This window comes from Mesorhizobium sp. WSM1497 (assembly GCF_001672455.2).
GTDB classification, from domain to species: Bacteria; Pseudomonadota; Alphaproteobacteria; order Rhizobiales; family Rhizobiaceae; genus Mesorhizobium; species Mesorhizobium ciceri.
This window is the reverse complement of record NZ_CP021070.1, coordinates 5,323,920-5,344,955: the sequence shown is the minus strand read 5'-3', so window position 1 is coordinate 5,344,955 and position 21,036 is coordinate 5,323,920. Positions and strand designations below refer to the sequence as shown.

The following is a 21,036-nucleotide window of genomic DNA, read 5'->3' as shown; positions in this document are numbered from 1 at the left end:
TCGATGTACCTGCTGCATATCGCCAACAAAAATTATTCCTCATGGTCGCTGCGGCCCTGGGTGCTGATGCGCGCGCTGGATATCCCATTCGAGGAACGGCTGACGCCATTCCCGACCGGATCGAGCTGGGATCTGTACCGTTCCTTCTCACCGAGCGGCCGCGTGCCGTGCCTGGTCGACGACGGCTGGGCGGTCTGGGATTCGCTGGCCATCGTCGAATATCTGGCCGAACGCCACCATGGCGTGTGGCCCGTCGAAGCCAAGGCGCGCGCCTGGGCGCGCTCGGCCGCCGCCGAGATGCATTCGAGCTTCACCGCATTGCGCAGCGCCTGTCCGATGAGTTGCGGCGTGCGGGTAGAGCCGTTTCCGATGTCCGATGCGCTGAAGCAGGACCTCTTTCGCCTCGACGACCTCTGGAATGATGGTCTTGCTCGTTTCGGCGGGCCATTTCTGGCGGGCGCTCATTTCACCGCAGTAGATGCTTTCTTTGCCCCGGTGGCGTTCCGCGCACAGTCTTATGGGCTCTCCTTCGAGGGTGCGGCTGCAGCGTATCCGGCGCAGTTGCTTGCTCTGCCGGCGATGCGCGAATGGCATGCGGCTGGGCTTGCCGAGACCTGGCGCGAGCCCGATCACGAAGCGGAAGTGGCCGCCGCCGGCACCATCATCGAGGATCTTCGCGCCACTGCGTGAAAGCTGCCGGCGGGTGCTACATCTGTCCGAGCCGCCTGACAAAGAGATAGGTCGCGCCCGCGATCACCATCGACACAGCCGTCACCACCCAAAAGCCCATTGGCGTGTCGACCAGCGGCAGGCCCCCAACGTTCATGCCGAACAGGCCTGAGATGATGGTCATCGGCAACAGCACCGCCGTCATTACCGACAGGACGTACAGCAGCCGGTTCGACTGCGTCGTCAGCTTTGCCATAAGCTCGTCCTGCAATAGCCGGGCGCGCGCCTGCAACTGCTCGCCGTCATAGTGCAGCGTCTGCGCCCGGTGTGAAAGGCGCGCGGCCATGTCGTTGATGCTGTCTGGCAGGTCGTTGCGGTGCGAATGATCAAGGTGACGGAACAGATTGGTCAGCGTCGCCATCTGCCTGTGGATCACCACCAGATGCCGGCGCGCGTCGACCAGGGATTGCCGTTCATTGTGCCATGCGTCGCAGACGATACGGTCTTCGATGCCGTCGAGACTGTCGCCGAGTGCCGCAAGTTCCGCCACCATGCCATCGAACGACTGGCCGACGACAGCCTCGATCAACTCGGCTGGCGAGCGGAACTTGCGCGATCCATTCTCGATCGCCTTGCGGATGTTGTCGACCGATTGCAGCGGTTGCTTGCGGGCGCCGACCAGCATCGTGTCATTGAGCGCGAAGCGGAAATGGCCAAGCCCGCCCGCTTCCGCCGAATAGTCATGGCGCAGGTCCGGCAGATCGCCATAGAGCCAGTCGTCCTCAAGGTCGATGTGGCAGCCATGGCTGGCGGATAGGAAAGCTTCACGCGCCGGTGCCGGCAAAGCCCGATCGGCGCCGATTTCGTGACGGGCCCGCATGTCGGAAAGCTGGTAGCTGCGCCATGTCCAGTGCGCGGCGGCGGCGTCCCTGGTTCGCACGCCCTCAGCGGTGAAGTGATAGATGAAGAACAGTCCGTGCTCGTCGGGCAGGTAGGGCGACAGATCGGTGCCTTCCGGGGCGAGAGTGATGTCCATGGGCGGTGCCAGATGCATGTTCCGAAGATGGCGCCGCACGGCGGCTGCCTGATACTGATTCCTAGCACGCGCGAAGCCGGTTTCGTGTGACGGTTTCTTGACAGCCGATCACAGTCTGTCGATCCCCCGTGTCAATCCGGGGGTGACGCCTTCGTCACCCCCGGATGTGCCCTGTCAGTGCTTCGGGCCGAAGCCGGGGTAGGGCTTGAGGGGCACGATTGCGGCAATGTCCATCATGCCGGCCTTGACCAACGGCAAGGTGGCGAGGTGGCCGCGAACCTCAGCATCATCAGCAGCCTCGAGCATCATGCCGCTGCCCGGGATGTCGCCTCGGTTCCACACCTGACGTACCGCCCCTTCGGCGTAGAGCGTGCGCCGCTGTTCGGCTTCGCCGGGCAGAAGTGGAGCGAAATCGGCATCGGTAAATTTTTCGGTGTTGCGAGCGAGAAGGGCAAAGAACTGCATGGCGGTCTCCTTTGGTTGGATGGCCGATTATCGCTTTTGGCTGGTCAGACAGTCCAAGACTGATTAGGCTAAAGTTGAGACCCAAAGGGACTTGAGCCTTGGAGGAGAAATGTTCGACCTGCGCCAGCTCCGCTATTTCGTCACGGTCGCCGAAACCGGAAATGTCGGGCGCGCAGCCGAAATGCTGCATATTTCCCAATCGCCACTCAGCCGGCAGATCATCCAGCTCGAGGAGCAGTTGGGTGTTTCCCTCTTTGAGAGGTCGAAGCAGCGGGTCCATCTCAACGCCGAGGGCCGCGCCTTCCTCACCGAGGCCCGCGCGCTGCTGTCCAATGCGCGACGTGTGGAGGAGTTCGGCCGCAACCTGGCCAGTGGCGCCGTCGGCCGGCTCGCCATCGGCTATGTCGAAGGGGCCGTTCATGCCGGGCTTGTCGCCGGGATGCTGCGCCAGTTCCGTCGCGACCGGCCGGATTTCCACCTGCAGCTGAGAAGCCTGCGCTCGGCGGCGCAGTTGGAAGGGCTACGGCAGCGGTCGCTGGATCTGGGCTTTGTCTACTCGCCGCCACCCGATGATGATCCGGATGTCGCCGCCATGGCGCTGCGGCATGAGCCGCTGGTGCTGGCGATCCCCGAAGATGACCCACTCGTTGAAGTGCCAGAGATCGGGCCTCACCATCTTGACGGTTGCACCTGGATCACCGTCGTGCGCCAGCCGGACGACACCAATCGCGGCCAGTTCCTTGCCGCCTGCGCCAAAGCCGGCTTTTTGCCCGACATCGCCTATGAGACGGCGGACCCGCTGACCTCGCTCGGCCTTGTCAGCGCGGGTCTCGGCCTGGCGACGGTGCAAGCCAGCCTGCGTGCCGCCGCGCCGCCGCGGATCGTGTTTCGCGACCTGCCGTGGCTCGAGCGCACGGTTTCACTCCATCTCGCCTGGCGGCGTCATGACCGGCGCGCGGTGATTGCCGATTTGCGGCAGGCTGCGGCGGAGTAGGGGAATAGGGGAGTAGGGGAGTAGGCAGGACACTCGAGGCAATTCACATACTGCCTTACTGCCCCTATTCCTTATCGCCCTACATCTTGTCGATCACCGACTGCACGCCCTCGGTCGGGGCGTCGACGGACGATCCGGCTACCATGATGGCGGCGACGATCGCTTCGGGGTCGTCGACGACCAGCGGCTTGACCCGCTGCGCGGTGTGGATGAAGCCTTCGGCGGCCATGTGATCGAGCAGCGCCAGCATCGGATCCCAAAATCCTTTGACATTGGCGAAGACGATCGGCTTGCGATGATGGCCAAGTTGTCCCCAGGTCATGATCTCGACGATCTCCTCGACCGTGCCGATGCCGCCCGGCAGTGCCACAAAGGCGTCGGATTTCTCGAACATCTTGTGCTTGCGCTCGTGCATGTTGTCGGTGATCAAGAGTTCATCGAGCCGGTCAAGCGCTGTTTCGCTCGCCTCCTTGTTGATCAGGAAGCGCGGAATGATGCCCGTCACCTTGCCGCCGGCCTTGAGCGCGCCTTCGGCGACAGCGCCCATGATGCCTTTGGTGCCGCCGCCATAGACCAGCCGCAATCCCGCTTTGGCAATTGAGCGCCCGAGCAGGTGTCCGGCCTTGATATAGATTTCATCGCGGCCCGGAGACGAGCCGCAATAGACGCAGACGGATCGAATCGTGTTCATGTCGATGATTGGTGATTGGGTCTGAAAGCGCGGTCAAGCCCCAAGGGTTAACGGCCTGGGCTTTTTCTTGTCGGTATTGCTAAAACAGGCTAGACCGGCGTTAGGTGGCTAAGGGGTAGGGAAATATGGCAATTAATCCACTGAAGGCGTTCCTGTTCGCGGCGGGTGGGACCGTTGCGGCCGCGGGAACCGCCTATGTAGCGGGCGCACTCGACCCGTATCTCAATCCCACGCCGCCGGCGCAAGTGGCGGCGCAGACGCCGCCCGCAGCGGCAAAATCGGCCGATCCCGGCACCGAAGCGCGGCTGCCCGCCGCTGAAGTCCCGGCGGCTCCCGCCGCAGTGCCCCAGGCAACGGCACCCGCCGCACCGGCCGCGGACGCGGCGGCGCCTGCTGCGACCGGTCCGGTCGCACCGTCCTTCGATGTCGTGCGCGTCGAAAGCAATGGCTCGATTGTCGTCGCCGGCAATGCGGCGCCCAACGCCAAGGTCGAAATCCTCAATGGCTCGACGGTGCTTGGCTCGACGGTCGCTGGTCCCGATGGCGCCTTCGTTATCATTCTCGATGATCCGCTGAAGCCCGGCGATTATACGATCGCGCTGCGCGCGACCACCGGTGACGTCGTAACGCCCTCGGTGCAGACCGCCGTCGTTTCGGTTCCCAAGGATGCGGCCGGCCAGGTGCTGGCCATGGTCGAGGAGCCGGGCAAGCCGGCCGAATTGCTGACCGTTCCCGCACCCGAGACAAAGCCGGCTGCTCCGGCCGCCGCGCCGGCTGCTCCCACAGCCGAAGCCCCCGCAACCGCTCCGGCGCCAGCCGCCCCAGCGCCAGCCGTGGTCGACGCGACACCGGCTCCTGCAGCGCCGGCGACGCCGCCCGCTGCAGGCGTGACCGAGCCCAAGATCGTCGTCGAGGCGGTCGAGATCGACGGCAGCAAGATCTTTGTCGCCGGCCTCGCCGATGCCGGCCGCAAGGTGCGCGCGTATGCCAACGACATCCTGCTCGGTGACGCGCAAACTTCGACGGACGGTCATTTCCTGGTCGAGGCGACGCGCGACATTCCGGTCGGCAGCTACACAATCCATGTCGACGGCCTCGATGCCGACGGTGTGACAGTTGTGGCCCGCGCGGCCGTACCGTTCGAGCGTGAGCCCGGCGAAGCGATCGCCGCCGTGGCACCCTCGGCGCCGAAGCCCGTTCAGCCCAAGCCGGCCGCACCTGCCGCCGCCGAGGCGCCGGCCGCGGCCGAAACGGCCCCGGCCACGACGCCTGCTCCCGCCGCCGAGGCTCCGGCCGTTGTGGCGGAGGCGACGCCGCCAAGCGATGTGCCCGAGACCGTGGCGCCCAAGCTTGAACATGCCGACGGCGCCGTCATCATCCGCCGCAACGACACGCTGTGGCGGATCTCGCGGCGCGTCTATGGCCACGGCGTACGCTTCTCGACCATCTACCTCGCCAACCAGGACCAGATCAGTGATCCCGACCGCATCTGGCCGGGCCAGGTGTTCAAGGTCCCGGAAAAGTCGAAGGAAGGCGAAGCCGCCGACCTCAAGGCCATGGGCGAGCAGGCAACGACAGCGCCCGCCAAGACGGAGTAGGGTTTGAGCGCCGACGGTTGAGCGCAATCTCCCCCTTGTGGGAGATGCCCGGCAGGGCAGAGGGGGGCGCCTCGCCAACCTGTCGGCCAAATCCGGTCGAGCTACCTTTGCCGGACATCTCTCCCACGAGGGGGAGATTGGCGGTTCCGGCGCTCTGCCCATAGGGTTAGCTTGCCCCGTGCCCGTTCATCGTCTATCGCCGATGAACGATGGCAGAATCCCTGATGGAAACAAACGCATCATGCGGCGGTCCGGACAGCCGTGCGGTCGCCGCCCGACTTGCAGCGCTTTCCCATCCGGCGCGGATCGAAATCCTGAAACACCTATCGACGAGCAGTTCCTGCTGCTGCCGCGAGGTCGTCGACCGCTTAGATCTGGCGCAGTCCACCGTGTCACAACATCTGAAAATACTGGTCGAAGCCGGGCTGGTTCGCTTCGAGCCCGATCGCCAGCGCTCGCGCTATGCGATCGACCATGCCGCGCTCGCCGATGTCTCCGCATCGGTGGCCGCTCTCGTCAATTCCTGCTGCTCCGGCCGCTGAAATAAGAAGAAGGCACAAGAAATGGCCGAAAAAACCGTCTCCGACTCCTCGACCTTCAAGACGCTGCTCAATTTGTGGCCTTACATGTGGCCGGCGGATCGCGCCGATCTGAGAGCCCGGGTCACATGGGCGACGCTGCTGCTGGTCGTCGCCAAGCTGACGCTGGTCGCCGGTCCCTATTTCTTCAAATGGGCGACCGACGCGCTGGCCGGCGACGCCAAATCGGCGCCGCCGCTGCCGAGCTTCCTGCTGGCGCCCGTCATGCTGGTCGTCGCCTACAATGTCGTGCGCCTGGTGCAGCTTGGCTTCAATCAGCTGCGCGACGCGCTGTTTGCCCGCGTCGGCCAATATGCCGTGCGCCAGCTCGCCTTCCGTACTTTCGTTCACATGCACCAACTGTCGCTGCGCTTCCATCTCGAGCGCCGCACCGGCGGCCTGTCGCGCATCATCGAGCGCGGCACCAAGGGCATCGAGACGATCGTGCGCTTCATCATGCTCAACACGGCGCCGACCATCCTCGAATTCGCACTGACCACGGGCATCTTCGCCTACACCTATGGCTGGAAATATGTGGTCGTCGTCGCGGTCACCGTCTGGGTCTATGTCTGGTTCACGGTCCGCGCCAGCGACTGGCGCATCTCGATCCGCCGCGACATGAACGACAGCGATACCGACGCCAACACCAAGGCAATCGACTCGCTGCTCAACTACGAGACGGTGAAATATTTCAACAATGAGGGCATGGAAGCCGAGCGCTTCGACCGCTCCATGGCACGCTACGAGGTCGCCGCGACGCGCATCTGGACCTCGCTTGGCTGGTTGAATTTCGGGCAGGGCATCATCTTCGGCCTGGGCACCGTCATCGTCATGTGCATGTCGGCGCTCGAAGTGCGGGCCGGCACGCAGACCGTCGGTGACTTCGTCTTCATCAACGCCATGCTGATGCAGCTGTCGGTGCCGCTCAATTTCATCGGCTTCATCTACCGCGAAATCCGCCAGGGGCTCACCGATATCGAGCAGATGTTCGATCTGCTGGATGTGCCGCAGGAGATCGTCGACAAGCCGGATGCCAGGCCACTCGCGGTCAGCGCCGGCAAGGTCGAGTTCCGCGACGTGCACTTCTCCTATGACCCGAACCGGAAGATCCTGAAGGGCATCAGCTTCGAGGTGCCGGCCGGCAAGACCGTCGCCATTGTCGGGCCTTCGGGTGCCGGCAAGTCGACCATCTCGCGGCTTTTGTTCCGCTTCTACGACGTTCAGGGCGGCCAGGTGCTGATCGATGGCCAGGATATCAAGGACGTGACGCAGGAGAGCCTGCGCGGGGCGATCGGCATGGTGCCGCAGGACACCGTGCTGTTCAACGACACCATCGCCTACAACATCCGCTATGGCCGCATCGGCGCCAGCGAGGAGGATATGCGCAAGGCCGCCGAACTCGCTCAGATCGGCCCGTTCATCGAGCGATTGCCTGACGGCTACAAGTCGATGGTCGGCGAACGCGGGCTAAAACTTTCGGGCGGCGAGAAGCAGCGCGTGGCAATCGCCCGCACCATTTTGAAGGCGCCGCCGATCCTGATGCTCGACGAAGCGACCTCGGCGCTCGACAGCCACACCGAACAGGAGATCCAGGCCGCGCTCGATCTGGTCAGCCGTGGCCGCACCACCATCGTCATCGCCCACCGCCTGTCGACGGTGATCACGGCCGATGAGATCATCGTGCTGCAGGACGGCCAGATCGCCGAGCGCGGCACCCATGCCGAGCTGATGCGCAAACATGGCCTCTACGCCTCGATGTGGGACCGCCAGCGCGAGGCGACCGAAGCCGAAGAGCGGCTGCGCTTGGCTCGCGAGGGCGACGAACTTGGCGTCATCGTCCGCCGGCGCACGTCGGAGGTGAATTGAAGGTTCGGCGTGTGATCTGATTTTTGCGCTTGACCTCAACTTAAGTTGAGATTGTAGGCCGTTCCTGGAGCCCAAAAAACACCATGATCCAGGAACGGAGCAATCGAATGAGCAAGATAAATCAGACTGTTAACGGCGGCAGCGTGTTCAGGGTGGACAAATTCGTCGTCCCGGCCGGCGCCCGCGAGGAGATACTCGCCAAGGTCAGGACAACGCATGAATTGCTGCGCCTGCAGCGGGGCTTCGTGCAGGATTTCCTGCTCGAGCAATTCTCCGGGCCGGGCGAATTCAACCTCGTCACCATCGTCGAATGGGAAAGCCAGGCGGCCGTCGACAATGTCGTGCCGATCGTCAAGGCCGCGCACGAGCGCATCGCCTTCAACCCGCAGGAGACGATTGCCCGGCTCGGCGTTCGCGCCGACATCGCCAACTATCAGAGGGTTCCTGGGTTGTAGCAAGGCTGTTACGGCCAGCCGATGCCAGGTGCCGGCGCTTCGACGCTGAACACCTGGCCGGTGCGGGCGTCACTGACCATATGCTCGAAGCCGCGCCATTCGGCGGCGAGAATGAACAGCGTTTTCCTGTCGGTGCCGCCCAGCATGCAGGCAAAGCAGCCGCGATCGACGGTCACTGTCTGCAGCACCTCGCCGCCTTCACGCACCCGCACGCAACGCTTGTTGGGAACATCCGCATACCAGGCCGCCCCTTCGGCATCGAGGCAGATGCCGTCGGGATAGCCGTCGAGGTCGGCCCAGACCCTTCGGTTGGCAAGGCTTCCGTCGGCGGCAATGTCGAAGGCGGTCAGCCGATTGGCATGGGATTCCGCGACAATCAGCGTCTTGTTGTCCGGGCTCACCGCCATGCCGTTGGCAAAGGCGATATTTTCCGCCACCTGCCGGACCGCGCCGTCCGGCGTGATCAACACGATGGTGCCGGGGCCGAAATGCTCGCCAGAAGCCGGCGCCGGTCCGCCGCCATTGACATAGGTGTTGCCGCGCCCGTCGATGACGATCTCGTTCCAAGGGCTTTTGGACAGGTCACGCAAATCGGCGCGAGTGACGAGGCTCCCGTCGGCCTCCTGTCGTAGCAGCAGCCCTTCGCGGCCGGAGATGACGAGCAGGCGGCCATCCGGCAGCCAGTCAATGGAGTAGGGCAGGACAGCCGGTACGGTGAGCATGACCTCGCGGTTGCCGTCGGCATCGACGGCGATAATCTCGCCGGTGCCCCAGTTGCAAAGCCACAGCCGTCCGTCATGCCAGCGCGGCGACTCGCCGAAAGCGAGACCGGCAGTGACGAGATGCGCTTGGGGGGCAGGTGGTTTCTGCATGTAGGGGACTCCTTGTTGAGTGCGTCAGCATCGCCAAATGGTCCATGATGGCGCTGTCTCACCAAGGACGGGCGAGGCAGCGGTCTGCCGACAGGCACAGAACCGATAATTTTGGTTTGGCTGCTCTTTGCTGAGTTCGCGACGAAGCCTCGAGGTCAGTTTTTGGAGTGTTCTTCAAACTATCGGTTGAAGTGTTCTTCAAAATATTGGTAAGACGCAGTGAAAATGAATTTCAAGCGCCTTTTTATCCACTTTTCCAAGTGATATTCTGCCGACAGACTCTGATCTACCGGTATTGCTTTCCTCCGGGTAAGAAGGCTTTGGAATGTTCGGAATTTTTTCGCGAAAGAAAAGGCTGCAGCAGTCGACAACGATTTCGGCGCACCAGCCGGAGCAACCGACGGCCAGTCCGCGCGTGACTTCAATTGTTGTCCCGTTTTCAGCAGTCGAGCGCGCCGCTAAGGAAAACTACGTTGCTGACCTCGTGACTGCAGTCATGGATTTCGTGACCGCAATGTTTGATCAGGGCCTCTACAAAGATCACGAAATACCGCCGTCAGCGAGGCAGTTTTTTCACGCTTACCTATACGGGATGGAAGTGGCTAATGGCGGCCATAGCCAATTTATTCACAATTACCGTGATCACCTCGATAAAGTCACCTCGGATGTGCATTTGGCTTTGGCTGGAATGCGAGCAGAAAACCATTTAGCTATTTTGAAACAGATGGTTGCTTGGGTCCGGGAACATCCCAAGGAAGCGGAGGAACAGACTGGATTCGAAGGTGGCCGCGCTGATTTCCTTGATGGACTCGACGATCTTTTTTACAAGGAGGAAGACAGCGTCCCGATGCTTGCCCGCGCAGTGGGTTGGATAGCCTCCTGGCCTGAACTGGAGATTGTCGACGATGCCGAATGCCAGGAGGCCACTCTTGACATTGTGATGGCCAACTCCAGGCGCGAACCTCGATTGCGCCATCGTTCGGTGTTCCATCTGAAAGCAGTGATGACGAGCCGACTTGAAGTGGGCATCGGGCTCGCCTGTGCAGCTTTGCCGCAGCCCGAGGTTAAGCTCGGGCTCGGCAAAGGACGGATGTTGGACATAGATGGCGAGAAGCAGATGACATTTCCGGTCGTAACCAACGCCGGCAGGGTGCGTTTGTGCGTAGTCACGCCAACGCATGCGGCTGCATACCAGTACCTGGCTGCTGATGGTACAGAACTGCAACTCGACCTCGGACCGGTCGATAGCGTTGATGAGTTACTTGGCGAAGGTGCTCCACGTGTCGGTCTGAAGCTGTCGCATGTCGGCGCTGATTCAATAGCGACAGTCATCGAACTGGCTGATGAATACGGGGCACCAGCAGCCCTCGACCTTCTTTTGCGCAGGGCTGGAATTGATACGGCAGGAGCAGTTGCTTTGCCATCGATGCTGATTCCGAGCGAGGGAGGATCGGTCGTCAGTTGGACAGTTGCTGCTGACGGTAGACTGCTGTTTTTGGTGTCCTCTCCCAACGGGAGCGCGCTCTTGAGGTCGGGCGCCGAAGATCCGCTGGCGGATGCCCATAGGCTTGAGATCGAAGAACATTTTGTGCGCGCCGAAGCCGATGGTGCCAACTGATCTGGGCTGATTGTCTCGAAATTCTGACGCCAGTGGCACAGGCATGCGAGCCGGTCGCGACCTCACGAACGCGGAGCGTTCGGCTATCCTGAGGCGACAGGCCCTTGCCCGTTCGCCCGCGCCGCCGATTGTTGCGTTGCGGCGAGGGGGGCTTTCGGCTATTGAGGCCGGACTTGAAACGGAGCCTGTTTTTAGCTGATGAGCCTTGTCGATACGGTCAAGAACGCGTTCGTACCGATCCATCGCGAAGGCTATCCCTTCATCGCGGCCTTTGGCGCGGCGACGCTTTTCCTCGGCTATTTCTCCTCGGTCCTGTTCTGGATCGGTCTGATCCTGACGGCCTGGTGCGTTTATTTCTTCCGCGATCCCGAGCGCGTCACGCCGGTCGACGACCGCCTGGTGGTCAGCCCCGCCGACGGCATCATCTCGGCGGTCGGGCCGGCCGTGCCGCCGCGCGAACTCGGCCTCGGCAATGTCGAGATGACCCGCATCTCGGTGTTCATGAATGTCTTTTCCTGTCACGTGAACCGCGCCCCGGTACGCGGTCGTATCGTCAGGATCGAACACCGGCCCGGAAAATTCCTCAACGCCGAACTCGACAAGGCCAGCACCGAGAACGAGCGCAACGGCCTGGTCATCGAAAGCCCCAACGGCACGATCGCCGCCGTCCAGATCGCCGGCCTGGTGGCGCGGCGGATCGTCTGTTGGGCCGAGGCGGGCGGCTCGATCGGCACCGGCGAGCGTTTCGGCTTGATCCGCTTCGGCTCGCGCGTCGATGTCTTCCTGCCCTTGACCGCCACGCCGCGCGTTGCCGTCGGCCAGACAGCGGTCGGCGGCGAAACCGTGCTGGCCGAATTCGGCGGTGTCGCCGGCACACCCCTCGTGCGGATTTCCTGAGCCGTGGGCACGCAGTATAAGAAGTTCGAGGCCCATGCCAGCGGCGGTCCGCGCATCCGCGAGATCCCGATGCGCATGGTGCTGCCCAACCTCGTCACCGTGCTTGCCATCTGCGCCGGTCTGTCGGGCATCCGCTTCGGCTTCGAAGGCCGCTTCGAGCCGGCCGTGGTGATGGTGCTGCTGGCCGCTTTCCTCGACGGCATCGACGGCCGCTTGGCGCGGATGCTGAAGGCAACCTCCAAATTCGGCGCCCAGATGGATTCGCTGGCCGACATCGTCAATTTCGGCGTCGCCCCGGCTTTGGTGCTCTATGCCTTCCTGCTCGACCGTGCCGGCTCGCCGGGCTGGATTGCGGCCTTGCTGTTCGCCATCGCCTGCGGGCTAAGGCTCGCCCGCTTCAACGTGCTCGACGACGAGAAGGCCGACCGCCCGATATGGCAGTCCGAATATTTCGTCGGCGTGCCGGCGCCGGCTGGTGCTGTGCTGGTGATGCTGCCGCTCTATCTCTATTTCCTGCGCACAGGGCTGGAGCCCAGTCGTCCAGCGGCCTTCGTCGCCACCGGCTTTACCATACTGGTCGCCTTCCTGCTGGTCAGCCGGCTGCCGGTCTATTCCGGCAAGAGCCTGAAAATCCCGGGCGACAGGGTGTTGCCGATCATCCTGGGTGTCGTGCTCTACGTACTGCTGCTGATGACCTACCCCTGGTACACGCTGACCGCTTCGGTTGCCGGCTACCTGATCTTCCTGCCGTTCAGTGTGCGCGCCTATTCGAAACGCGCCAAGCTGGAGGGCGAGAAGGTACCGCCTTCGGATATAGGTTAGAAGGTCGGCGGAAGTGCTTGATCCGACTCAGGCCGCGACGCCGAGCCCCAGCCTGTCGATCGCCAGCTTTCGGGTCGAGACATAGTCGGTCTTGCCCGAACCCAGCACCGGGATTTCCTCGACCTTGACGATGTCGTTGGGCACCATCAGTTCGGCGGCGCCCGCTTGTTTGCCGAATCTGCGCAACTCGTCGGGATTGGCGTCGTCGGCGGTGGTGACCAGCACAATGCGCTCGCCGCGCCTCTTGTCCGGCACCGCTACCGCCGCATGGCGTTCTTCCGGCCACAACGACTGCACCAGCATCTCGACAGCACCCAGCGACACCATCTCGCCGGCGATCTTGGCGAAGCGCTTGGCGCGGCCGCGAATGGTGATGAAGCCTTCGCGGTCGACAGCGACGATGTCGCCGGTGTCGTGCCAGCCCGTCAGCGGCTGCAATTCACCGGGGCGGTCCGATGTCATATAGCCCATCATCAGGTTCGGTCCGTCGAGCCACAATTGGCCGGCATCGGAAATGCCTTCGATCGGCTCAAGCTTCATGCGCATGGCCGGCAGCAGCCGCCCGACGGTACCGTCGCGGCCATGGATTGCCGTGTTGACGGCAACCACCGGTGCCGCCTCTGTCAGCCCGAACCCTTCGATGATCTCGGCCTGGAAGCGTTCGCGATAGACGCGGCGGGTTTCCGGCTTCACCGCCTCGGCGCCGGCAACGACGAAGCGCAGGCTGGAAAAATCGCCGTCCTTGGCGGTACGCGCATAGTTGGCGAGGAACGTGTCGGTGCCGAACATAATGGTCGGTTTCACCTTGCGCGCAACCTCGGGGATGATCTTGTAGTGCAGCGGCGAGGGGTAGAGGAACAGTTTTACCCCGGTGACCAGCGGCAGGATGGTGCCGCCCGTCAGGCCGAACGAATGGAACACCGGCAGCACGTTGAGCAGGATGTCGGCGGGCGAGATGGTGATGCGCGCCTCAGCCTGCATGGCGTTGGCGTAAAGGTTCTTGTGCGACAGCACGACTGCCTTCGGCGTGCCTTCCGAGCCCGAGGTGAACAGGATCACCGCCGGCTTGGCCGCGTCCTGTCGCTGCAGCGGCCAGCGCCACAGCAAGGCGGCGGCAAGCTTGTCCAGCGCGGTGACGCTCTCCCGCACATCCTCGAGCCAGAGAAGCCTGGCGCCGCCCTTTTCGACCGCCGCGACGATATCGGCAAGGTCGGCCTTCTCGACGAACGCGCGGGACGAAATCACGGTCCTTATCACCGCCGTGCGCACGGCCGCGGTGACGCTCGCCGGCCCGGCCGTGTAGTTGATCATCGCCGCCACCCGGCCGGCCGACAGAAGGCCGGTGAGCGACAGCACGACGCCATTGGCATTGGGCAGCATCACGCCGACTGCCTCGCCCGGAGCCGTTACCGCCTCGAAGCGCCTGCCCAGGACGCGGGCGCCGATGAACAGCTTGCGGTAGCTCAGCGCGCCGGAGATCACGTCCTCGATGATGATATGCGAAGCGCCGACGCGGTCGGCGGCATCGCGCATGGCCAGGAACAGGCCACGATCGAGGTTGGTGCCGAAGAGCCGCGCCTCGGCGACACGGTCGAACAGCGCGTTGGTGTTCGAGGCCTGCTCGGGGTTGCGCGCCACCAACTCAGTGATGGTCATCGGCTCCAGCACGCTGATCGACAGTTGCGGAAACCAGTGTCGTGGCGCCTTGTCCCCAGGCGTCAGCGACACCGGCAGGCTGCGCGCGCCGCCGACGAAGATCGGCACGATCTTGGCATCGGCCTGCATGGCGATGCGGGTGACGGCACGAAACAACCGAAACGTCTTGACGTCGGGCTCGACTGCATCCGGCAGATAGACAGCGAGCCGGCCCTTGCCCTTCAGCACCCGCACCAGCCGGCGGCTGACGAAGACATGTTCGGCGTTGAAGGCGATGGTACGGCCAAGCTCGCGCCAAGGTTCGAGCCACGGCGAGCGCGCCGAGACCTCATCGAGAATATGCAGCGTGTCTTCCGGCAGCAGCGACAGCATCAGCGCCGGCTCGAAGCGCGATTGATGAGAGATGACGTAGATGACTGGGGCCTGCGCCTTGCGGGCGATCCTGATGCGGCTGTCTCCGATCCGGTAGGCAAGCTTGAACGGGACATAGAGCAGCGCCTGGGTGAAGCGTAGGCCGAGGCGGAATTTTTCCGCCACGCCAATCAGGAGCCAGGCCAGAACAAGACCCGCAAGCAGCGCCAGTGTCAGGATCATGCCGCGTCTCTCCCAACGTTTTTAGCATCTCGGCTCTTTGCGGCCGTGTCGGCCAGAACCTAGACGATGTGGGAGCAAGGTCAATGCGGAGCTTTTGCTTCCCTTGGTGCGGGAAGCTGCTTCTCACGCCGCCTGCAGCCGTCCACTGATGAAACGAAATTCCTGCGTCTTGCCGCCATAGCCGTAAGCGGCTGCCGGCACTTCATGCACGAAGGCGTAGCTCTCCTCGTGCACGCCGCCCAGCAGACGGCCGAAGGCTGCGAAGATCGCCTTCAGATAGGCCTCCAGCTCAAGCTTGGTGTTGGTGCCGTCGACCACCTTGATATCAAGCCAGAACGTGTTGGTGCCGTGCTCGGCCAGCGACTTGCCGCCGGCGAACCAGTGCTGCGGATCGACATAGGACACGGCAACTGCCGTGATCGTCGGGTCCTTGCGCAGCTGCGTCGCGGTGATTTCTGTGGCCTCCTTTGCGATGCGAGCGGAAAGCGCCGCGTCAGGTTTGCCGGTGACGCTGATGTTGATGATAGGCATTCTTCTTCTCCTTGGCTTGAGCGGCGTCCGATCGCCGTTGAAACAACCAAGCCACCACCTTTTAGTCAAAAAAATCGAATTGTTTTTAAATGATACTTCGATAGTATCGAAGTATGGAAACGCTCGATCCCGATCTGCTCCGAACCTTCCTTGCTTTCGTCGACAGCGGCTCGCTGGCCCAGGCGGCTGCAAGCATCGGCCGTTCGCCCTCGGCGGTGACCGCCCAGATGCAGCGGCTGGAGGAAGTCGTCGGTGAGCCGCTGCTGGCGCCGCAGGGGCGGGGACGTGGTTTGACGCCGGCGGGTGAGGATCTCGTCGGCCACGCCAAGCGCATTCTTGCCGTCCATCGCGAGGCTTGGCTGGCGCTGAAGGGCGCCCGCGCTGCCGGGCGCGTTGCCATCGGCACGACGCAGGATTTTGCCGACAGCGGCCTGCCGGATCTGCTGCGTGCTTTCGCCGGCAGCCATCCGCGCGTCAGGATCGAACTGCGGGTCGGCCGTTCCGCCGAGTTGGCGCAGGCGCTGCAGTCTGGCGGCCTCGATCTGGCGATCGTCATGCGCCAGACGGCAGCGGCGGACGAAGTCGGCGTGCTGCGCGAGCCGATGATATGGCTATGCTCACAAAAGGGGCTGGCCACGCGGCAGGAGGAACTGCCGCTGGCGCTGCTCGATCCATATTGCGGTTTTCGCGAAGCGGCACTTGCCGCACTCGATGCCGCTGGCCGCCGCTACCGCATTGCTGCCGGCAGCGCCAGTCTGGCCGGCCTGCGCACAGCCGTGAACGCCGGTGTCGCACTGACGCTGCGAACGGCTCGCTTTGCCCATTCCGGGATTGTCGAGGCGCCGCGCCAGCTTGGCCTGCCCCAGGTGCCTTTGGCTGAGTTCGCCATCCGGCTGCGCGCCGGTGCCGATGGATCGGCAGCCGATCTGGCGACCCTGCTCAGCGGTAACCTTGCCTTGTCGGGCTGAATGCCCAAAGAAACCGACCTTGCGGTCCCAAGTGGCAAAGAGAAAGCCGACCTTACGGTCGGCAAGCGGCAAAGAAAAAGCCGACCTTACGGTCGGCTTGGAGTAGGACGGGCCGAGGGGTTTGGGGGACTTGGGGATGGCCCGTCGCAGCAATAATGCCTGACCCGGATGATGGTTCCATGACTGTGTCACTTTTTTAAGAAATATTTGACGCCATGCGTTGCGAGCGCGCCATCAGCCAATCCCGCCCCGCATGGGCGAACACTGCGGTGAGCACGACGGCGCCGCCGATCATGCTGGCGGCTGGTGCAATCTCGCCCAGGAACAGGAAGGCAAACAGGATCGCGAACGGCACTTCGGCCGAACCGAGAAGCCCGGATTCGGCCGGCGGGATGAGCCGTGCGCCCTCCGTCCACAGGATCGAGGACAGCGCGAAGGACGCGCCGAAAGTGGCGAGCAGAACGGCATCTCTCGGCGAAACCGCCAGCGGATCGGTGACGAACCAACCGAGCACGAACAACAGGAATGCCGACACCGCACCGGCCCACACCACGGGCGTGTCGCGGAAGGCGCGTACCATGATCATGTAAAGGCCGCTGCCGATGGTCATCAGCAGTGCCAGTCCGTCGCCGAACAGATTGCCGGTGCCGAAGCCGGACCAGACCATGATCGCCACGCCGCACAGCGACACTGCGGCGGCGACCATCGTCTGCAACCGGAAGGGTTCGCGCGTCAGAACCCAGGCCAGCAGCGCCGTGACGAAAGGTGCTGTGGCATAGATGACAGCGACATTGGCGACGAAGGTGAACTTGAACGCCGAGATGAAAGCGATGCTGGCCAGCGCGCCTTCCACCGCCAGCAGCCAGCCGCGCCAGCCAAGCCGCAGGGTCTCACGCCCACCGGAACGGTGACGCCGCCACAGCACATAGAGGCTGATCAGGATCGCGCCGACAAAACCGCGCCAGCAGATGATGGTCAACGGGTCGGCGTGGATCGACTTGGTAAGAACGCCGGTCAGGCCGAAAACGGCGGCTGAGGACGATACCAGGATGATGCCGAGTGTCCGCTCCGCGGCGGTGTCGGTGGCGGCTGCAATCTCAATCATGCCGCCAGCCTACGCCGCTTGGTCCTGACATCGTAGCGTCAGCAATCATGGCCATGCACATCATAGCCGTTTGCGGAAATGCTCGGTGCCGACGATCAGCAGGCCGGCGGCGACGATCAGCGCAGCGCCCAGGAAGACTTCGCGGCGCGGCACGTCGCCCCAGATCGCAAAGCCGAGTGCGAATGCCCACAATAGCGAGGTGTATTCCAGCGGCGCAAGAACCGAGGCCGGCGTGCGCTTCATGCCTTCGAAGAGAAGATACTGCGCCAGGCCGCCGAGTGCGCCGACGCTGGCAAGCAGCAGCAATTGCGCCAGGTTTGGCGTCTGCCACCAGAGCAGCGCCGGCACCGCCGAAAACAGCAGGAAATAGAAATTGTTGAGCAGGAGCTGGATCATCGAGCGCTCGGCAAGGGCGGTCTTGCGCAAGAGCACGATGGCGATACCCCACAAGAAGGCGGCCGCCAGCACCAGCAGCACCGGCACGGACAGGCCGAGATGGGTCGGATCGCAAGCGATGAACACGCCGGCAAAGCCGATCAGCACCGCCAGCCAGCGCAGCATCGGCACTTTTTCGCCGAGCAGGAACACCGAAAGCACGGTGACGATGATCGGGGCCGCGTAATAAACGGTGGTCAGTTCGGCGAGCTGCAGGCTGCGCGCGGCGTTGTAGTAGCAGAGCCACGCAGCAAGCGTGAAGGCACTGCGCACCAGCATCGGCCGCACGATGGGCGACCGCATCGTGTCGGCAAACAGCTGTCGTCCGCCGATCGCCGCGCACGCGCCCAGAATGGTGATGCTGCGGAAGAACATGATCTGCCAGACGCTCATGCCGACGACCAGCAGCTTGATCGAAGCATCCTGTGTCGAAAACAGCAGATAGGCCGCACCGGTCAGCAGGATGCCTGCAAGAACCCGCTCGCGTGTTTCGAGAATGGCGATATCGGCCATAAGGCGCGTGGGACCAAATTTGCCGGAGCGGCAGAAATGCTATTAGGAGCGACACAAGGAAGCCGTGAATTCAACTCCCTTGGTACCAAGCTATACGGGCGAAAACCCCTGCGGCGCTACGCCAGCCCGGTGCTTATATTGGGGCACGGGTCTTTGCCGAACTGCACTGTCGCCAAGCCTACTGCGTCGCCTGGTAAAGTTCCGAAGCGGCTTCTTTCAGCGCGCGCCGGCCGTCGGACCTGAAATACATCATGTGCCCGCCCTCGACGACATCGAGACGGATGGGCTTGGCATTGGCGAGCGACGGGATCTGGCTCACCAGGTAGCGCGAGGCGAGGTAAGGTGTCACCAGGTCGGTGTAGCCGTTGACGATCACGACGCCGAGCGAAGGGTTCAGCGAGCGTGCGCGCTGCAGATCGTCCATCACCCCGGCATAGCCTTGCCGCGAGGCGCCGGTCCCGTAATCCCAATTGTGGCTGATTTCGCCATTGAGCAGCCGATAGCTGACATCGGTGCGAAAATGCAGTTCGTCGCTGATATAGCCGACGAATGCCGACGTCAGCGCCGGCACGCTGCGGTCGAGCACCGGATCCGGGCCGGCGATGCGGGCGCTCTCGGGCGCGATGTCGGCCGTGCCGATCGTGGCGTCATAGGGGCTGAGCACCTTGCCGCTGGCGCGGGAGAACTCCCTTGCGAACAGGCCGGTGGGGATGCGGGCGGAGTTCCGCTGCACCAGGTCGAGCGGCAGGCCGGTGATGTCAGCCACGCGTTGGCTGGCCAGCCGCCTGCCTTGCTCCAGTCCGCTGGTGATTGCCGTGAGGTAATCGCCCATCGCATAATGTTCGACGTCTGCCAGCTTCTCCCGCAACGCGTCGCCGCTGACGCCTTCGGCGCGCAGGCGCACCGCCGCCAGTGAAGGCAGTTCGAGCGCCCAATGCAGCGGCTCGAATTCGTCGGGCTGCACCAGCGTGAACTCCAGCGCCGGGGAGATCAGCACGATGCCGTTCGGACTGATGCCGATATCTTCCTGCAACGTCCTGGAGAGCAGCGCTGCGCGGAACCCGCCATAGCTTTCGCCGGCGAGGAACAGTGGCGACCCGGTGCGGCCGTTCTGTGCGAGATAGAGCCGGATGAAGGCGCCTATCGAGCTGGCATCCTGGTTTACGCCCCAGAAATCGCGCGTGTCCTGACCCGGTGCCTCGCGGCTATAGCCTGTTCCCACCGGATCGACGAAGACGAGATCGGTCATGTCGAGCCAGCTGTCCGGATTGTCGATCAGTCTTTGCGGTGACGGCAGGAATTCGCCGTCGGCTCCCGTCGCGATTATCCGTGGACCGAGTGCGCCGATATGCAGATAGGCGGACGCTGCTCCAGGGCCGCCGTTGAACACGAAGGTGATCGGCCGCTGCTGGTCTTTGGCCCCGCTTGCCGGCGGCTCCAGTGTGTAGGCGACGTAGAAGATCTCCGCCGTGACGTCGCCCTTGCCCGATAGCAGCGACAGGGTCGCCGCCTTTGCCTGGTAATCCAGCTTGCGCCCGGCTAGCGTGATCGAATGGTTGGTGGTCTGCGGCGGCGGCAGCAGGGATAGCACGCCGCCCGAGGGCGCTGGCCGCTCCGCCGTTTCGGCCAGGACGGGCTGCGCCAGGACGGCGAGCATCGGCAGGATAAGGCAGATCAGTTTCACTTTGACCGGCATGATAGCTCCGCGACAACGACTCCCGCATAGGTATGGCCGAGAGGGTCGAAGTCAAAGGAAATGGCTGATTTGAACTTGCAACGGCTTGCGCTAGAGCCGGATGATTTCAGGTCGATCGACCTGAAATCTCAATCCGGCTCTAAATCAAACAGATAGAGCATGATGCCGTCCGAAAACCGCTTCACACTTTTCGGCATCATGCCTAGTATGAATTGGAATGCAGTCGAACCTTTCCCTCGATCAGTTTGGGCGCTGGAGCGGCGGTGTCGCCGCTGCGGCCGTTGCCGTGACACCCGAAGAATTGTCGGCTCGCTTCACGGCAGCGGCGAGCGAGTTGCTTGGCTCCGACCGCGCCTATGTCGGCTTTTACCGTCGCGACATCACATCCCTGACCATCGACGATGCCGGTCCCGATCGCTGGAACCGCGACTACGATGCACGACTGTATCGCCAGGATCCCTTCTTCCAGAGGTTCGCCAGCACAAGGCAGGATTTCCTGTTGCCGCTGTCGGCACTCCGCAATGGCGACTTCCAGCGGACTCCCTATTATCGCGAATTCTTCGGCCCTTCCGACAGTTTCGACGAGATCACCGGCGTGTTCAATCTCGACCGGCTGACCGCTGGCTATGTCACTTTTCTCAGGCGAAACGGGGCAGAACCGTTTGGCGAGCAGGATCTGGCGACGGCTTGCGCGGCAAGCAGCGCGACAAGGCTCATTTTGGAAAGATTGCTCCATCTGTGCCGCTTCCGGCACAAGGGCGCCGCAATCGGTGACGCTCGCTCGCGGCTGAGCAGGCGCGAGACCGAGATTGCGCGGCATCTGGTCGATGGTGGCAACGCCAAGACGATTTCGCGATGCCTCGCCATCTCGCCCGGGACCGTCCGCAACCACATCAAGCAGATCTATCGCAAGCTCGGCGTGCACTCCCAGGTCGAGTTGCTGGCGGCCATCCGCGAAGCCGCTTGAGCCTGACGGC

Annotated in this window: 20 protein-coding genes; 11 read left to right on the top strand and 9 right to left on the bottom strand. The window is 63.2% G+C overall.

From position 1 onward, the window contains the following. Positions 1-3: 3 nt before the first annotated feature. Positions 4-690 carry a glutathione S-transferase family protein gene (locus A9K65_RS26315; RefSeq protein ID WP_063171780.1) on the top strand — a complete coding sequence of 229 codons (687 nt, stop codon included), beginning with the start codon at positions 4-6 and terminating at the stop codon, positions 688-690. A 16-nt stretch (positions 691-706) separates the two neighbouring features. Here A9K65_RS26315 and A9K65_RS26310 read toward each other — a convergent pair whose 3' ends face one another. After that, complete coding sequence (locus A9K65_RS26310; RefSeq protein ID WP_064993161.1) at positions 707-1,705, bottom strand: transporter; 999 nt, start codon at positions 1,703-1,705, stop codon at positions 707-709. Between the two features lie 174 nt (positions 1,706-1,879). Then, a complete protein-coding gene (locus A9K65_RS26305) occupies positions 1,880-2,170 on the bottom strand; it encodes a muconolactone Delta-isomerase family protein (RefSeq protein WP_013532552.1) in 291 nt (96 codons plus the stop codon). A 109-nt stretch (positions 2,171-2,279) separates the two neighbouring features. On the opposite strand from A9K65_RS26305, the gene A9K65_RS26300 reads away from it, so the two are divergent. Further along, positions 2,280-3,164 (top strand): LysR substrate-binding domain-containing protein, encoded by an 885-nt coding sequence (locus A9K65_RS26300; RefSeq protein WP_064993125.1) that lies wholly within the window; start codon positions 2,280-2,282, stop codon positions 3,162-3,164. A gap of 79 nt (positions 3,165-3,243) precedes the next feature. Here A9K65_RS26300 and A9K65_RS26295 read toward each other — a convergent pair whose 3' ends face one another. Then, the gene (locus A9K65_RS26295; RefSeq protein WP_013532550.1) at positions 3,244-3,855 is read right to left on the bottom strand and encodes a TIGR00730 family Rossman fold protein; all 612 of its coding nucleotides are present in this window, start codon (positions 3,853-3,855) and stop codon (positions 3,244-3,246) included. Positions 3,856-3,980: 125 nt separating this feature from the next. On the opposite strand from A9K65_RS26295, the gene A9K65_RS26290 reads away from it, so the two are divergent. The 4 genes from A9K65_RS26290 to A9K65_RS26275 all read left to right on the top strand — a co-directional run bounded on the left by A9K65_RS26290 (position 3,981) and on the right by A9K65_RS26275 (position 8,352). Continuing rightward, complete coding sequence (locus A9K65_RS26290) at positions 3,981-5,453, top strand: LysM peptidoglycan-binding domain-containing protein (RefSeq protein ID WP_064993126.1); 1,473 nt, start codon at positions 3,981-3,983, stop codon at positions 5,451-5,453. A gap of 209 nt (positions 5,454-5,662) precedes the next feature. Further along, complete coding sequence (locus A9K65_RS26285) at positions 5,663-5,995, top strand: metalloregulator ArsR/SmtB family transcription factor (RefSeq protein ID WP_013532548.1); 333 nt, start codon at positions 5,663-5,665, stop codon at positions 5,993-5,995. Positions 5,996-6,016: 21 nt separating this feature from the next. Further along, positions 6,017-7,897, top strand: coding sequence for an ABC transporter ATP-binding protein/permease (locus A9K65_RS26280; protein WP_064993127.1), 1,881 nt, complete (start codon positions 6,017-6,019; stop codon positions 7,895-7,897). Between the two features lie 107 nt (positions 7,898-8,004). Further along, positions 8,005-8,352 (top strand): antibiotic biosynthesis monooxygenase, encoded by a 348-nt coding sequence (locus tag A9K65_RS26275; RefSeq protein ID WP_064993128.1) that lies wholly within the window; start codon positions 8,005-8,007, stop codon positions 8,350-8,352. Positions 8,353-8,360: 8 nt separating this feature from the next. Here the strand turns inward: A9K65_RS26275 and A9K65_RS26270 are convergent, their stop codons facing one another. Continuing rightward, on the bottom strand, positions 8,361-9,224 hold the full coding sequence (locus A9K65_RS26270) for an SMP-30/gluconolactonase/LRE family protein (RefSeq protein WP_064993129.1): 864 nt from the start codon (positions 9,222-9,224) through the stop codon (positions 8,361-8,363). 325 nt (positions 9,225-9,549) lie between these two features. Between A9K65_RS26270 and A9K65_RS26265 the strand changes: the two genes are divergently transcribed. The 3 genes from A9K65_RS26265 (at position 9,550) to A9K65_RS26255 (ending at position 12,561) form a co-directional block, all read left to right on the top strand. Next, complete coding sequence (locus tag A9K65_RS26265; RefSeq protein WP_013532544.1) at positions 9,550-10,842, top strand: DUF4375 domain-containing protein; 1,293 nt, start codon at positions 9,550-9,552, stop codon at positions 10,840-10,842. 198 nt (positions 10,843-11,040) lie between these two features. Then, positions 11,041-11,739 carry a phosphatidylserine decarboxylase gene (locus tag A9K65_RS26260; protein WP_013532543.1) on the top strand — a complete coding sequence of 233 codons (699 nt, stop codon included), beginning with the start codon at positions 11,041-11,043 and terminating at the stop codon, positions 11,737-11,739. 75 nt (positions 11,740-11,814) lie between these two features. Beyond that, complete coding sequence (locus A9K65_RS26255; protein WP_224621703.1) at positions 11,815-12,561, top strand: phosphatidylcholine/phosphatidylserine synthase; 747 nt, start codon at positions 11,815-11,817, stop codon at positions 12,559-12,561. A 27-nt stretch (positions 12,562-12,588) separates the two neighbouring features. Here A9K65_RS26255 and A9K65_RS26250 read toward each other — a convergent pair whose 3' ends face one another. Both A9K65_RS26250 and A9K65_RS26245 read right to left on the bottom strand, forming a co-directional pair. Continuing rightward, positions 12,589-14,811: an AMP-binding protein gene (locus A9K65_RS26250; RefSeq protein WP_064993130.1), complete on the bottom strand. Its 2,223-nt coding sequence runs from the start codon at positions 14,809-14,811 to the stop codon at positions 12,589-12,591. A gap of 123 nt (positions 14,812-14,934) precedes the next feature. Continuing rightward, positions 14,935-15,342, bottom strand: coding sequence for a 4-oxalocrotonate tautomerase family protein (locus A9K65_RS26245; protein WP_013532540.1), 408 nt, complete (start codon positions 15,340-15,342; stop codon positions 14,935-14,937). Positions 15,343-15,455: 113 nt separating this feature from the next. Here A9K65_RS26245 and A9K65_RS26240 point away from each other — a divergent pair, with 113 nt between their 5' ends. Next, positions 15,456-16,310 carry a LysR substrate-binding domain-containing protein gene (locus A9K65_RS26240; RefSeq protein WP_064993131.1) on the top strand — a complete coding sequence of 285 codons (855 nt, stop codon included), beginning with the start codon at positions 15,456-15,458 and terminating at the stop codon, positions 16,308-16,310. A gap of 196 nt (positions 16,311-16,506) precedes the next feature. On the opposite strand, the gene A9K65_RS26235 is transcribed toward A9K65_RS26240, so the two are convergent. From A9K65_RS26235 to A9K65_RS26225, 3 genes are all read right to left on the bottom strand, one after another. Then, a complete protein-coding gene (locus A9K65_RS26235; RefSeq protein ID WP_064993132.1) occupies positions 16,507-17,415 on the bottom strand; it encodes a DMT family transporter in 909 nt (302 codons plus the stop codon). Between the two features lie 60 nt (positions 17,416-17,475). Next, on the bottom strand, positions 17,476-18,363 hold the full coding sequence (locus A9K65_RS26230) for a DMT family transporter (RefSeq protein WP_064993133.1): 888 nt from the start codon (positions 18,361-18,363) through the stop codon (positions 17,476-17,478). Between the two features lie 178 nt (positions 18,364-18,541). Then, complete coding sequence (locus tag A9K65_RS26225; protein WP_064993134.1) at positions 18,542-20,059, bottom strand: peptidase S10; 1,518 nt, start codon at positions 20,057-20,059, stop codon at positions 18,542-18,544. 217 nt (positions 20,060-20,276) lie between these two features. Between A9K65_RS26225 and A9K65_RS26220 the strand changes: the two genes are divergently transcribed. Then, on the top strand, positions 20,277-21,026 hold the full coding sequence (locus A9K65_RS26220) for a LuxR family transcriptional regulator (protein WP_013532535.1): 750 nt from the start codon (positions 20,277-20,279) through the stop codon (positions 21,024-21,026). Positions 21,027-21,036 lie beyond the last annotated feature (10 nt).

What these genes read in the sequence shown, in the direction of transcription:
- A9K65_RS26315 (WP_063171780.1), top strand. Translation starts at nt 4, where the DNA reads ATGTACCTGCTGCATATCGCCAACAAAAATTATTCCTCATGGTCGCTG.
- A9K65_RS26310 (WP_064993161.1), bottom strand. Translation starts at nt 1,705, where the DNA reads ATGGACATCACTCTCGCCCCGGAAGGCACCGATCTGTCGCCCTACCTG.
- A9K65_RS26305 (WP_013532552.1), bottom strand. Translation starts at nt 2,170, where the DNA reads ATGCAGTTCTTTGCCCTTCTCGCTCGCAACACCGAAAAATTTACCGAT.
- A9K65_RS26300 (WP_064993125.1), top strand. Translation starts at nt 2,280, where the DNA reads ATGTTCGACCTGCGCCAGCTCCGCTATTTCGTCACGGTCGCCGAAACC.
- A9K65_RS26295 (WP_013532550.1), bottom strand. Translation starts at nt 3,855, where the DNA reads ATGAACACGATTCGATCCGTCTGCGTCTATTGCGGCTCGTCTCCGGGC.
- A9K65_RS26290 (WP_064993126.1), top strand. Translation starts at nt 3,981, where the DNA reads ATGGCAATTAATCCACTGAAGGCGTTCCTGTTCGCGGCGGGTGGGACC.
- A9K65_RS26285 (WP_013532548.1), top strand. Translation starts at nt 5,663, where the DNA reads ATGGCAGAATCCCTGATGGAAACAAACGCATCATGCGGCGGTCCGGAC.
- A9K65_RS26280 (WP_064993127.1), top strand. Translation starts at nt 6,017, where the DNA reads ATGGCCGAAAAAACCGTCTCCGACTCCTCGACCTTCAAGACGCTGCTC.
- A9K65_RS26275 (WP_064993128.1), top strand. Translation starts at nt 8,005, where the DNA reads ATGAGCAAGATAAATCAGACTGTTAACGGCGGCAGCGTGTTCAGGGTG.
- A9K65_RS26270 (WP_064993129.1), bottom strand. Translation starts at nt 9,224, where the DNA reads ATGCAGAAACCACCTGCCCCCCAAGCGCATCTCGTCACTGCCGGTCTC.
- A9K65_RS26265 (WP_013532544.1), top strand. Translation starts at nt 9,550, where the DNA reads ATGTTCGGAATTTTTTCGCGAAAGAAAAGGCTGCAGCAGTCGACAACG.
- A9K65_RS26260 (WP_013532543.1), top strand. Translation starts at nt 11,041, where the DNA reads ATGAGCCTTGTCGATACGGTCAAGAACGCGTTCGTACCGATCCATCGC.
- A9K65_RS26255 (WP_224621703.1), top strand. Translation starts at nt 11,815, where the DNA reads ATGGTGCTGCCCAACCTCGTCACCGTGCTTGCCATCTGCGCCGGTCTG.
- A9K65_RS26250 (WP_064993130.1), bottom strand. Translation starts at nt 14,811, where the DNA reads ATGATCCTGACACTGGCGCTGCTTGCGGGTCTTGTTCTGGCCTGGCTC.
- A9K65_RS26245 (WP_013532540.1), bottom strand. Translation starts at nt 15,342, where the DNA reads ATGCCTATCATCAACATCAGCGTCACCGGCAAACCTGACGCGGCGCTT.
- A9K65_RS26240 (WP_064993131.1), top strand. Translation starts at nt 15,456, where the DNA reads ATGGAAACGCTCGATCCCGATCTGCTCCGAACCTTCCTTGCTTTCGTC.
- A9K65_RS26235 (WP_064993132.1), bottom strand. Translation starts at nt 17,415, where the DNA reads ATGATTGAGATTGCAGCCGCCACCGACACCGCCGCGGAGCGGACACTC.
- A9K65_RS26230 (WP_064993133.1), bottom strand. Translation starts at nt 18,363, where the DNA reads ATGGCCGATATCGCCATTCTCGAAACACGCGAGCGGGTTCTTGCAGGC.
- A9K65_RS26225 (WP_064993134.1), bottom strand. Translation starts at nt 20,059, where the DNA reads ATGCCGGTCAAAGTGAAACTGATCTGCCTTATCCTGCCGATGCTCGCC.
- A9K65_RS26220 (WP_013532535.1), top strand. Translation starts at nt 20,277, where the DNA reads ATGCAGTCGAACCTTTCCCTCGATCAGTTTGGGCGCTGGAGCGGCGGT.